Source organism: Pseudarthrobacter sp. MOO14 (assembly GCF_058267675.1).
In genome coordinates, this window is sequence record NZ_CM177849.1 from 4,142,630 (window position 1) to 4,155,257 (window position 12,628).

A 12,628-nucleotide genomic window follows, 5' to 3' on the forward strand; every position below is an offset into this window, starting at 1 on the left:
ACATAACTATAACCTTCAAGTCGAAGGTTAAGGTTGCAGGCTTCAAGCTCACCATCAGTTTTCGCAATACAGACACGAACAAGGGACACGTAACGTGGCAGCTCCGCAGAATTACTTGGCCGTCATCAAAGTCGTCGGCATCGGCGGCGGTGGCGTGAACGCAGTCAACCGCATGATCGAGGTCGGCCTCAGGGGTGTTGAGTTCATCGCCATCAACACCGACGCCCAGGCCCTGCTGATGAGCGACGCCGACGTCAAGCTCGACGTCGGGCGCGAGCTGACCCGAGGCCTGGGTGCCGGCGCCAACCCGGAGGTGGGCAAGCAGGCTGCCGAGGACCACGCTGACGAGATCGAAGAAGTCCTCCGCGGCGCCGACATGGTCTTCGTGACCGCCGGCGAAGGCGGCGGAACGGGCACCGGCGGCGCTCCCGTCGTCGCCCGGATCGCACGCTCCCTGGGGGCCCTGACCATTGGCGTGGTCACCCGACCGTTCACCTTCGAGGGCCGGCGCCGCGCCGGCTCCGCCGAAGCCGGCATCGACGCCTTGCGCGATGAAGTGGACACCCTGATCGTGATCCCCAATGACCGCCTGCTCTCCATCAGCGACCGCAACGTTTCGGTGCTGGACGCCTTCCGCTCCGCCGACCAGGTCCTGCTGTCCGGTGTCCAGGGCATCACCGACCTCATTACCACCCCCGGCCTGATCAACCTCGACTTCGCGGACGTCAAGTCCGTGATGCAGGGTGCCGGTTCCGCGCTCATGGGCATCGGGTCGGCCCGCGGCGAAGACCGCGCCGTCAAGGCTGCCGAACTGGCCATTGCCTCGCCGTTGCTGGAAGCCTCCATCGACGGCGCCCACGGCGTGCTGCTCTCCATCCAGGGCGGCTCCGACCTGGGCCTGTTCGAGATCAACGAAGCCGCACGGTTGGTCCAGGAGGTGGCCCACCCCGAGGCCAACATCATTTTCGGTGCCGTCATTGACGACGCCCTGGGCGACGAAGCACGCGTCACCGTCATCGCCGCCGGCTTCGACGACGTCAAGGCCACCTCACCGTCCATGGACCAGTCACAGCCGCAGACCGCCCCCCAGCGGCCCGCTGCCCCCGCTGCCGCCCCCGCCTCGGCCCACTCCCAGGGCGGAAACCACCAGGGCAACGGAAGCCACCAGCAGAACGTGCAGCCCATCCACGCCGGCGTTGGTGCGGCGGGCCTGAGCAACTGGGGCCAGCAGCGTCCGTCTGCCGTCCCGGCCGACTCCGGCTTCGACGTCGACCTCCCGTCCGTCGTGGAGCCGGACCTGACCGGCAACCACCCGGACGACCTGGATGTCCCCGACTTCCTGAAGTAGGCACCGGCTTGTTCCATTGGCGCGCCGACATCCTGCCCGGGGTGTCGGCCGCATTCACCGACGCGAGTGCCGGAAACCTGGCCCTCCACGTGGGAGACGACCCCGCCCGGGTCATGGAGCGCCGGAGCCGCCTGGAGGAATCCATCGGTGCCGCTCCGCGGTCACTGCGCTTCATGAACCAGGTCCACGGCACCACCGTCGCTTTAATGGACGCGGACTCTCCCGTTCCCGAAGCCGACGCCATGGTGTCCCAGGGCATTCCCCTGGCCGTCATGGTGGCGGACTGCATCCCGGTCCTGCTCGCGGGGGAGTCGGCCAACGGGCCGGTTCTCGCCGCCGTCCACGCCGGCCGTCCCGGGACCGCCAACGGTGTGCTCCCGGCGGCCGTGGAGGCCATGGAATCCCTGGGGGCGTCCCGCGTCCGTGCCTGGCTGGGGCCCTCCATCTGCGGTGCCTGCTACGAAGTACCCGCCGCATTGCGCGAGGAGGTAGCCGCCAAGGTGCCCGCAACGTGGAGTACCACCTCCTGGGGGACCCCCGGGCTGGACCTCCCGGCCGGTGCCCGGAGCCAGCTCAAGGCCGCCGGCGTGGAAGTGGCCTACTCCGGTCCCTGCACCCTCGAGACCGACACGCTGTTCTCCTACCGCCGCGACCGGAACACCGGCCGTTTCGCCGGACTGGTGTGGTGCCATGACTGAGTATCCGCAGGACCCCCGGGACCCGGCGTCCGATCCCCGCGCCGCGGAACTCGCCATCAGGCTGGCCGCGGTACGCCATCGGATCGCGGCCGCCGCCGAGGCGAGCGGCCGCAGCGGCCGGCCGCCGTCGCTCATCGTGGTCACCAAGTTCCACCCGGCCGCGGACATCCGCCGGCTCGCGGCCCTCGGGGTCACCGATGTGGGCGAGAACAGGGACCAGGAGGCGGCCGCGAAGGCCGCCGAACTGGCCGGACTGGCCCTCAACTGGCATTTCGTGGGCCAACTGCAGAGCAAGAAGGCAAAATCGGTGGTCCGGTACGCCGCCGCCGTCCACTCAGTGGACCGCCTCCAGCTCGTGGACGCCCTCGCCAAGGCAGTGCGGAACGAGATGGATTCCGGCGGGCGGGACCCTTTGGCGTGCTTCATCCAGGTCAGCCTGGAGGACGACGGCGGCACGCACCGCGGCGGGGCGGCCCCGGCCGATGTGCCACTCCTGGCGGAGAGGATCGCGGCGTCAGCCGGCCTCCACCTTGCCGGCGTCATGGCCGTTGCGCCGCTGGGCGCGCCGCCGGAGCCGGCCTTCGAGAAGCTCGCCGCAGTCTCGGCCCGCCTGGTGGCCGACCACCCGGGGGCAGCTGCCATCTCGGCCGGCATGAGCCAGGACCTGGAGGCGGCCATCAAGTTCGGGGCGACACACCTGCGGATCGGTTCCGATATTCTCGGTTCGCGTCCCGCGGTGGGGTAGCGTCGGACCTGTTGGAAGTGATGGGCGGGGGACTCCAGTGCTGTCAAGTCATTGGGCGGCCCGCTTACGGGACACGATTAGGAGTCGACCATGGCCGGCGCTCTGCGCAAGACAATGATCTATCTTGGGCTCGCCGACGGCGATGAGCATTACGAGTCCGAGCAACAGACCACACGTAAGGATGAGGACGAACCCATGGAAGTCGACCGCGAGGAACGCCGTGCCCCGGCACCGGTCCGCGAAGTCAGCCGTGAGGCGTCCTACACCCCTGAAGAGGAATACCGCGCCCCAGTGACCCCGATTAAGCGTGCGGCCTCGAGCCGTGAAGAAAACACCGGACTTCGGCAGATCACCACCATCCATCCCCGCTCCTACAACGATGCCAAGCTCATCGGTGAGAGCTTCCGGGACGGTATCCCGGTGATCATGAACGTCACGGACATGGGTGAGGCAGACGCAAAGCGCCTGGTGGACTTCTCGGCCGGACTCGTCTTCGGCCTCCGCGGCAGCATCGAACGGGTGACCAACAAGGTGTTCCTGCTCTCACCGTCCTACGTCGAAGTGATCGGTGACGACAAGAAAGTCAGCGACACCCAGGCCAGTTTCTTCAACCAGAGCTGACGGCCAAGGCCGACGACAGATGCCAGGCAGGGACACCTGTCTGGCATCTGTGCTGAAATAGACAAGACAACTGCAGCACACCGCGGCATCCGAACGGGATGGTCCGCACGAAATATGGAGATATGAAATAAGTCATGGGAATTGTTTTCGGACTTCTCTATCTCGTGTTGCTGCTGTTCTTCGTGGCCCTCATCATCCGCCTGGTCTACGACTGGGTGCAGATGTTCGCGAGGGAATGGCGGCCACGCGGTGCGGCCCTCGTGGTGGCGCACGCTGTGTATTCCATCACTGATCCGCCGCTCAAGGGGCTGCGGCGGTTGATCCCGCCCCTTCGGCTTGGCGGCATCTCCCTGGACCTGGGCTTCCTGATCCTGTTCATCGGCGTCAGCATTGCGATGAGCATCACCAGGAATCTGGCCTGATCCACCAACAAAGACTTGGCAATGCAGGATGATCCTCCCGGGAACAGCTACTGTAAAGCGAAGAAACCTCCCGTTTGACACCGCGGTGTTGAATTAGAGTAAGCAGACCAAATTTAGGTACCGTAGTTTTGACGGCCGGAAGGCCTACTGACTAACCAGACCAGTGAGGTGACCAGATGGCTTTGACGCCAGAAGACGTTGTCAACAAGCGCTTTCAGCCCACCAAGTTCCGCGAGGGCTATGACCAGGACGAGGTTGACGACTTCCTGGACGAAATCGTCGTCGAACTCCGCCGCCTGAACCAGGAAAACGACGAGCTCCGCAAGAAGCTCGCCGACGCCGGCTCCAGCGTCCCGGCAAGCACCACCGCCGCACCTGTGGTTGAGAAGGTCCCCGCCCCGGGCAAGTCCGACAAGGATGAGGCCCGCGAGAAGGCTGAAGCCGAAGCGAAGGCCGCCGAAGCCAGCAAGAAGAAGGACGTCGAGCCGGCCGCTCCGGTTGCAGCCGCCCCCGCAGCGCCCGCCGCCTCCACTCCTTCCGCCGAGTCCGCTGCCGGCCTGCTGGCCATGGCGCAGCAGATGCACGACCGCCACGTCGCCGAAGGCCAGGCCCAGAAGGACAAGATCATCGCCGAGGCGCAGATCGAAGCCAGCAGCCTCGTCAACGACGCACAGGAAAAGTCCCGCAAGATCCTGGGCGCACTGGAGCAGCAGCGTTCGGTCCTCGAGCGCAAGGTGGAGCAGCTCCGCGGCTTCGAACGCGACTACCGTTCACGCCTGAAGGCCTACATCGAAGGCCAGCTCCGCGACCTGGACGCACGTGGTTCCGTTGCGACGCCGGAAGTCAGCGAAGCAAACTAACCCTGGCAACACGTATTCTGAAAGCCGGTGGCTGAGGATTCCTCGGCCACCGGCTTTTGGCATTGACACCTAAGTTCTTCGAAGTGAAAGCACCATGACTGACGAACTCGCAGCCGACGCCGCACGGCCGGCCCCCTCCTCTCCGCGCCCCCGACGGGCTGTGCTGCTGTCCCTCTTCGGCGGGTTCGCGGTCTTTGCCTACGTCCTGGACCAGCTCACCAAACTCTGGGTGACGTCCACCATGGTGGAAGGCGAAAGGATCCCGGTCCTGCCGCCCCTGCTGCACTGGTACTTCATCCGGAACTCAGGTGCCGCGTTTTCGATCGGGGAGAACGTCACCTGGGTGTTCTCGATCATCATGGCCGGCGTCGCAATCGCCATTCTCTTCCAGGTCCGGAAGCTGGGCTCGGCCTGGTGGTCCCTGGCTCTCGGGCTGCTGCTGGGCGGCGCCCTGGGCAACCTCACCGACCGGCTCTTCCGCGAGCCCTCCTTCGGGATGGGCCATGTGGTGGACTTCATTCAGCTTCCCAACTTCGCGATCTTCAATATCGCGGACTCCGCCGTCGTGTCTGCCGTCGCCATCATCTGCATCCTGACCATTCGCGGAATCGCGCTGGACGGAACGCGCCTCGGGACTGCACACAAGGACAAGCCCGGCCATGAGTGAGCGAATCGTCGTGGCCGAGGAATTCGGCGGGACCCGGGCCGACGCCGGACTGGCCGGCCTCCTGGGCGTGTCCCGGTCCGTGGCCGCATCCTTGCTGGCCGAGGGCCATGTCGTCACCCGGGGGAGGGCGCTCGGGAAATCGGCAAAACTTGTGGCGGGGGATGTCCTTGACGTCACCGTCCCGGAGCGGCGGGACCCGCTGGAAGTCGTGGAGGAAGTTGTGGAAGGCCTGAAGATCCTGCTGGACGACGAGGACTTTGTCGTCGTCGACAAACCCGTGGGTGTCGCTGCGCATCCCTCGCCCGGCTGGGTTGGCCCCACTGTGGTGGGCGGACTGGCCGGTGCAGGCTACCGCATCTCCACCTCCGGCGCACCGGAGCGGGCGGGGATCGTGCACCGGCTCGACGTCGGCACCTCCGGGGTGATGGTGGTGGCGAAGTCCGAGCGGGCCTACACAGCCCTCAAGCGGGCCTTCAAGGAGCGCACTGTGGACAAGGTGTACCACGCGGTGGTCCAGGGCCTCCCGGACCCGCTGACAGGCACCATCGACGCGCCCATCGGACGGCATCCCGGCCACGACTGGCGCTTTGCCGTCATCGAGGACGGCCGGCCCTCGGTAACCCATTACGAAGTCCTGGAGGCTTTCGGGAAGGCAAGCCTGGTGGAAGTGCACCTGGAGACGGGCCGGACGCACCAGATCCGGGTCCACTTCTCAGCCCTCCGCCATCCCTGCGCCGGTGACCTCACCTATGGCGCCGACCCGCGCCTCGCGGCCACCCTGGGGCTCACCCGGCAGTGGCTCCACGCCCGCCAGCTGGGATTCGACCACCCGGTGACAGGGGAACGCGTCTCTGTCACCAGCGACTATCCGCAGGACCTGGCCTACGCCCTGGAACTGCTGGAGTCGGGACAGGCCTGACACGGGCGGCCTGGCCGGGCCGCCAACTGCCAGCGCTTAGAATGGTGCGGTGAGTTCCAGCAAAGATTCGTTTGTCCACCTGCACACCCACACCGAATATTCCATGCTGGATGGAGCTGCCCGCCTGGGCGAGCTGTTCGATGAAACCGAGCGCCTGGGGATGCCGGCCCTTGCCACCACAGACCACGGCTACTTGTTTGGGGCGTTCGATTTCTGGCGCAAGGCCACGGACAAGGGCATCAAACCGATCATCGGCGTCGAAGCCTACGTAACCCCCGGCACGGCCCGCACGGACAAGGAACGCGTCCGCTGGGGCGACGAATCCCAGCGCAAGGACGACGTCTCCGGTGGTGGCTCGTACACCCATATGACGCTCCTGAGCTACAACAACGTGGGCATGCGGAACCTCTTCCGGGCCTCCTCCATCGCCTCCCTCGATTCGGTGTTCGGCAAGTGGCCGCGGCTTGACCGCGAACTGCTCAACACCTACTCCGAGGGGCTGATTGCCACCACCGGATGTCCCTCCGGCGAAGTGCAGACCAGGCTCCGGCTCGGCCAGTACCGCGAAGCGCTGGAGGCGGCCGCCGAGTTCCGGGACATCTTCGGCGCGGAAAACTACTTCTGCGAGCTGATGGACCACGGGCTGGACATTGAGCGTCGGGTCAACGGCGACCTCCTGAGGCTCGCCAAGGACCTCAACCTGCCGCTGGTGGCCACCAACGACCTCCACTACACCCACGAGCACGATGCAAAGGCCCATGAGGCCCTGCTGGCCATCCAGTCGGGCTCCACGCTGCTCGAACCCACGTACGACAACGGCGGTTCGCGGTTCGCCTTCTCCGGCAGCGGCTACTACCTCAAATCCCCGCAGGAGATGCGCGAGCTTTTCCGCGACCACCCGGAAGCCTGCGACAACACCCTGCTGATCGCTGAGCGCTGCGAGGTGTCCTTCAATACGGACGCCAACTTCATGCCCAGGTTCCCCTGCCCGCCCGGCGAGGACGAGACCTCGTGGCTGGTCAAGGAAGTGGACAAGGGCCTGCAGTACCGCTACCCGGGAGGCATCCCGGACGAGGTCCGCAAGCAGGCGGACTACGAGCTCGGCGTCATCACGTCCATGGGGTTTCCGGGCTACTTCCTGGTGGTTGCCGACTTCATCAACTGGGCCAAGAACAACGGCATCCGTGTTGGCCCCGGCCGTGGTTCGGGTGCCGGTTCCATGGTGGCCTACGCCATGCGCATCACCGACCTCGACCCCCTGCGCCACGGCCTGATCTTCGAACGGTTCCTGAACCCGGACCGCGTCTCCATGCCCGACTTCGACGTCGACTTCGATGACCGGCGCCGTTCCGAAGTGATCGACTACGTGACCCGCAAGTACGGTGACGAACGCGTCGCCATGATCGTCACGTACGGCACCATCAAGACCAAGCAGGCCCTCAAGGACTCCTCCCGGGTCCTGGGCTACCCGTTCAGCATGGGTGAACAGCTGACCAAGGCCCTGCCCCCCGCCGTGATGGCCAAGGACATTCCGCTCGCGGATATCCAGAACCCCGAAGCCAAGCGCTACAGCGAGGCCGGCGATTTCCGGCAGCTGATCGCCACCGACCCGGAAGCCGCCAAGGTCTTCGAAACGGCCCTGGGCATTGAAGGGCTGAAGCGCCAGTGGGGCGTGCACGCAGCCGGCGTCATCATGTCCTCGGACCCCATCATCGACGTCATCCCCATCATGCGCCGCTTCCAGGACGGCCAGGTGATCACCCAGTTCGACTACCCGACGTCCGAGGGCCTTGGCCTGATCAAGATGGACTTCCTGGGCCTGCGGAACCTGACGATCATTTCCGATGCCCTCGAGAACATCAAAATGAATCGCGGCATCGACCTCGACCTGGAAAACCTGGAGCTCGACGACGCCCCGTCCTACGAACTCCTGGCCCGCGGCGACACCCTGGGCGTGTTCCAGCTCGACGGCGGCCCCATGCGTTCCCTGCTCAAGCTCATGAAGCCGGACAACTTCGAAGACATCTCCGCCGTGCTGGCGTTGTACCGGCCAGGCCCCATGGGCGCCAATGCCCATACTGACTACGCGCTGCGCAAGAACGGGATCCAGGAAGTCATTCCCATCCACCCCGAGCTGGAGGAACCGCTCAAGGAGATCCTCGGCGGCACGTACGGCCTGATCGTGTACCAGGAGCAGGTGATGGCCGTGGCGCAAAAGCTGGCCGGCTACTCGCTGGGCCAGGCAGATATCCTCCGGCGGGCCATGGGCAAGAAGAAGAAGTCGGAACTGGACAAGCAGTTCGCCGGCTTCTCCCAGGGCATGCAGGACAACGGTTACTCCATGGAGGCCGTCAAGACCCTGTGGGACATCCTCCTGCCCTTCTCCGACTACGCCTTCAACAAGGCCCACTCCGCCGCGTACGGGGTGATCTCCTACTGGACGGCCTACCTGAAGGCGCACTATGCGCCGGAGTACATGGCTGCACTGCTGACCAGCGTGGGCGACGATAAGGACAAGTCGGCCATCTACCTGAACGAATGCCGCCGCATGGGCATCACGGTGCTTCCGCCGGATGTCAATGAGTCGGCCCTGAACTTCACCCCGGTGGGCAACGACATCCGCTTCGGCATGGGCGCTATCCGCAACGTGGGTGCGAACGCCGTCGATGCCATGGTCACCGCGCGCGAGAGCGAAGGTGCCTACACGTCCTTCAAGGACTTCCTGATGAAGGTTCCGGCGGTGGTGTGCAACAAGAGGACCATCGAATCCCTGATCAAGTCCGGGGCCTTCGACTCCCTGGGCCATCACCGGCGTGCGCTGGCCATGATCCATGAAGAGGCCATCGATTCCGTCATCACCTTGAAGCGGAACGAGGCGATCGGCCAGTTCGACCTCTTCGCCGGTTTTGAGGAAGCCGAATCGGAAGCGTCGCTCAGCATCGAAATCCCGGACCTGCCCGAGTGGGAAAAGAAGGACAAACTGTCCTTCGAACGGGACATGCTGGGCCTGTACGTCTCGGACCACCCGCTGCAGGGCCTCGAGGGGCTTTTGAGCCAGCACGCGGAGATGAGCATCACGACCATCATCGGCGAAGACGGGCCGCAGGACGGCGCCATCATCACCATCGCCGGCATGATCACCTCGTTGAGCCGCCGCATCGCCAAAGCCAGCGGCAATGCCTACGCCCGGGCCGAGATCGAGGACCTCGGCGGTTCCATCGAAGTGATGTTCTTCGGCCAGGTCTACGGGCCTATCGCCTCCGTGCTCGCCGAGGACCTGATCGTGGTGGTCAAGGGCCGCCTGCAAAAGCGCGACGACGGCGCAATCACCCTCAACTGCATGGAATTGTCCGTTCCGGACCTGAGCGAAGGCCTGCACGGGCCGCTGGTCATCACCATGCCCACCTACAAGGCAACCGAGGCAGTGGTGACGGAGCTGGGGGACGTGCTGCGCACGCACCGGGGCAACTCGGAGGTGCGGCTGCACCTCCAGGGCGACACCCGCACGGAAATCATGGGCCTGCCCGTCCACCTGCGGGTGAACCCCAGCCCGTCGCTGTTCGGCGACCTGAAAGTGCTGCTGGGGCCGGCTTGCCTGGACGCCTGACGCAGGGGAGCACGACGCCGGAAGCCGGCTTCCGGCGTCGTCCGCGCCTTTGGCGTCTGGTCGCTTCAGCCCGGACCCGGGACGATGGAGTGCGCTAGATTTCGTAGTCCAGCGGGACAGGCTGTCCGTAGGCGCCCCCATGGTAGAGCAGCGGCGCACCATCGCCGCCCACCTGGCCGTCCACCACCTGGACCACCACCACGGCATTGTTTTCGAACGACAGCCGCATCTGCACCTCGCCGATGAGCCAGCCGGCCACATCCTTCAGGATGGGCACCCCGTGCGGTCCGATTTCCCAGTGGTTCCCCTCGAACCGGTTGCCGGGCCGGGCGAACCGGGCTGCCAGTTCCTGGTTCTCGAGGCCCAGCATGTGCACGCCCAGGAACTGGGTGTTGGCAACGGCGGGCCAGGACCTGGAACTGCGGGCCATGTTGAACGTGAATCGCGGCGGTTTGGCCGACAGGGAGGCCACCGATGTTGCGGTGAATCCGTAGGGCTCGTCCTGGTAGTTCACGGTGATGATGGCGACGCCCGCGGCATGCCGCCGGAACATCTCCCTGAACGTCTGCTCAAAGGGCTCGCTGTTGTCGGTCACCGGAACTCCTGCACTAAGTGGCATATCTCTTTCCCCAAGCGTATTGGCCCGCGGGCCAGGCGGGAAAACACAGAGCCCTTGAACCGCTGACGGGCTCCGCAGGAACCTTTGTTAAGGTGTCTGTCATGACGAACTTTGGCCGCCCCGCGCGGCGGCTGCCCTGGTCCCTGCTGCTGGTCCCGGCGGCGGCAGGCGTTCCGGCCGGGCTCCTCTGGTGGCTGCTTGCCCCGGGCGGCCTGAACCTGATCACCCGGAACCCCGCCCTGGCATCGGGAACGGCACCGTTGGTGTGGCTGCCACGCGACCTGACACTTGCCGGGATTATGGTGCTGGCCGGTTGCCTGCTGGCCGTGTTCCTGGCCGACGGCAAGCGTCCGGACCCCCGGACGGCTCTGCTGGCGGGCCTGGTCGGCGCGGTGGCCGGCAGCCTGGCCGCCTGGGGAACCGGTCTCCTCGCGGCCCGGCTCTGGGGGCCGGCGGTGGACACCTCGGCCAATGCCAGCATCGCCTTCTCGCTCCGGGCGTTGCCGGTGCTGCTGCTGTGGCCGGCTGCCACGGCGGTTTCGGTCTTCGTTTTGGAGTTGGTGGGGATGGCAGGCCGGAAACCCGCCGGCATCCCCGGCGGAACGGCGGGCGGGAACAGCGCCGTAAAATAGTCAGGTGACCACTTCCCCTCAGCCTCCTGCCCCCGCGACTACCGCCGTCGACTTCCGCACCATCGACCTTCGCGGCCGCACCCTGACCCTGGCGGCCCTGCGCGCCGCCGTTCCGCGCGCCAAGGGCCAGACCGTGGCGGACGCCGAGGAAAAGGTCCTGGACATTATCGCCGCCGTCCGGCAGCGCGGCTTCGCGGCGTTGTCTGACCTTGCGTCAAGGTTCGACGGCGTGGATCAGCGCCATCCGCTGGTTCCCCGGGAGGCGATCGCCGCAGCCCTGGACGGTCTTGACCCGAAGGTGCGGGCAGCACTGGAGGAATCCATCAGCCGGGCACGGAAATTCGCCGACCGGCAGCGGCCCCGCAACGTTGACGTCGAACTGGGCGACGGCGCCGTCGTCAGCCAGAACTGGGTCCCGGTAACGCGCGTTGGGCTGTACGTTCCGGGCGGCCTGGCAGTGTATCCGTCATCGGTGATCATGAACGTGGTGCCGGCGCTGGCGGCAGGGGTGGAATCCATTGCCCTTGCTTCGCCGCCCCAGAAAGAATTCGGCGGCCTGCCGCACCCCACCATCCTCGCCGCTGCGGCGCTGCTGGGTATCACCGAGGTCTACGGCATCGGCGGCGCACAGGCCATCGCCGCGTTTGCCTATGGGGTGGACGCCGGCGACGCGGGCCCCGCACTGGAACCGGTGGACGTGGTGACCGGGCCCGGCAACATCTTCGTCGCCACCGCCAAGCGCCTGGTCAAGGGAGTGGTGGGCATCGATTCGGAGGCAGGAACCACGGAGATCGCCATCCTTGCCGACGACTCCGCCCAACCGGCGCTGGTGGCCGCCGACCTGCTCAGCCAAGCCGAGCACGACCCCAAGGCAGCATCGGTGCTGGTCACCGATTCGGAGCCGTTGGCCATGGCGGTACGGGACGAGCTCGATCGGCAGGCCGCCGCAACCAAGCACTCCGCCCGCGTCCGGGAGGCCTTGTCCGGCCCCCAGTCCGGCGTCGTCCTGGTGGACAACCTGGACCAGGGAATCGCCGCGTGCGATGCCTACGCCGCCGAGCACCTGGAGATCATGACGCGGGACGCCGCCGCCGTGGCCGCGCGGATCCGGAATGCCGGCGCGATCTTTGTGGGCGACTACAGCCCCGTCAGCCTGGGGGACTACTGCGCAGGCTCGAACCACGTGCTGCCTACCAGCGGGACCGCTGCGTTCTCGTCCGGGCTCAACGTCACCACGTTCCTGCGCGCCATCCAGGTGGTCAATTACAGCCGGGAGGCCTTGGCGGAGGTCAGCGGCCACATTGTGAGCCTGTCCCGCGCCGAGGACCTGCCGGCCCACGGGGACGCCGTCAGCGCGCGGTTCCCTGCACAGGACTAGCCACTACATATAGGCTGCCGGGCACTACATGTAGTAATTACAGGCTTGTTATTACCCGGGATGCAGCCGTAAACTGGGACGGTAACACTGCGGTCCGGCGGCACTGCCGGTT

Annotated in this window: 12 protein-coding genes; 11 read left to right on the top strand and 1 reads right to left on the bottom strand. The window is 66.1% G+C overall.

What is annotated here, in order from left to right:
- Positions 1-94: 94 nt before the first annotated feature.
- The 9 genes from ftsZ (at position 95) to dnaE (ending at position 9,887) form a co-directional block, all read left to right on the top strand.
- Entirely contained in the window at positions 95-1,348 is a 1,254-nt protein-coding gene (ftsZ, locus tag AC4EEV_RS19065) for a cell division protein FtsZ (RefSeq protein WP_018763557.1), read from the top strand.
- An 8-nt stretch (positions 1,349-1,356) separates the two neighbouring features.
- Positions 1,357-2,046, top strand: coding sequence for a purine nucleoside phosphorylase YfiH/LACC1 family protein (locus AC4EEV_RS19070; RefSeq protein ID WP_491329727.1), 690 nt, complete (start codon positions 1,357-1,359; stop codon positions 2,044-2,046).
- Positions 2,039-2,791 carry a YggS family pyridoxal phosphate-dependent enzyme gene (locus tag AC4EEV_RS19075; RefSeq protein ID WP_285318308.1) on the top strand — a complete coding sequence of 251 codons (753 nt, stop codon included), beginning with the start codon at positions 2,039-2,041 and terminating at the stop codon, positions 2,789-2,791. The genes AC4EEV_RS19070 and AC4EEV_RS19075 overlap by 8 nt, the downstream gene beginning before the upstream one ends.
- 90 nt (positions 2,792-2,881) lie before the next feature.
- A complete protein-coding gene (locus tag AC4EEV_RS19080; RefSeq protein WP_018763560.1) occupies positions 2,882-3,412 on the top strand; it encodes a cell division protein SepF in 531 nt (176 codons plus the stop codon).
- Positions 3,413-3,546: 134 nt separating this feature from the next.
- Positions 3,547-3,834 carry a YggT family protein gene (locus AC4EEV_RS19085; protein ID WP_018763561.1) on the top strand — a complete coding sequence of 96 codons (288 nt, stop codon included), beginning with the start codon at positions 3,547-3,549 and terminating at the stop codon, positions 3,832-3,834.
- Between the two features lie 176 nt (positions 3,835-4,010).
- The gene (locus AC4EEV_RS19090) at positions 4,011-4,694 is read left to right on the top strand and encodes a DivIVA domain-containing protein (RefSeq protein ID WP_491329728.1); all 684 of its coding nucleotides are present in this window, start codon (positions 4,011-4,013) and stop codon (positions 4,692-4,694) included.
- A gap of 94 nt (positions 4,695-4,788) precedes the next feature.
- Positions 4,789-5,361, top strand: a complete 573-nt coding sequence (gene lspA / locus AC4EEV_RS19095; protein WP_018763563.1) for a signal peptidase II — start codon at positions 4,789-4,791, stop codon at positions 5,359-5,361.
- Positions 5,354-6,280, top strand: a complete 927-nt coding sequence (locus AC4EEV_RS19100) for an RluA family pseudouridine synthase (protein WP_491329729.1) — start codon at positions 5,354-5,356, stop codon at positions 6,278-6,280. The genes lspA and AC4EEV_RS19100 overlap by 8 nt, the downstream gene beginning before the upstream one ends.
- A 49-nt stretch (positions 6,281-6,329) precedes the next feature.
- Positions 6,330-9,887, top strand: coding sequence for a DNA polymerase III subunit alpha (gene dnaE, locus AC4EEV_RS19105; protein WP_491329730.1), 3,558 nt, complete (start codon positions 6,330-6,332; stop codon positions 9,885-9,887).
- Positions 9,888-9,981: 94 nt separating this feature from the next.
- Here the strand turns inward: dnaE and AC4EEV_RS19110 are convergent, their stop codons facing one another.
- On the bottom strand, positions 9,982-10,482 hold the full coding sequence (locus AC4EEV_RS19110) for a flavin reductase family protein (protein WP_018763566.1): 501 nt from the start codon (positions 10,480-10,482) through the stop codon (positions 9,982-9,984).
- Between the two features lie 125 nt (positions 10,483-10,607).
- Here AC4EEV_RS19110 and AC4EEV_RS19115 point away from each other — a divergent pair, with 125 nt between their 5' ends.
- Positions 10,608-11,138 carry a hypothetical protein gene (locus tag AC4EEV_RS19115; RefSeq protein ID WP_109864315.1) on the top strand — a complete coding sequence of 177 codons (531 nt, stop codon included), beginning with the start codon at positions 10,608-10,610 and terminating at the stop codon, positions 11,136-11,138.
- A 4-nt stretch (positions 11,139-11,142) separates the two neighbouring features.
- Positions 11,143-12,516: a histidinol dehydrogenase gene (gene hisD / locus AC4EEV_RS19120; protein ID WP_491329731.1), complete on the top strand. Its 1,374-nt coding sequence runs from the start codon at positions 11,143-11,145 to the stop codon at positions 12,514-12,516.
- Positions 12,517-12,628 lie beyond the last annotated feature (112 nt).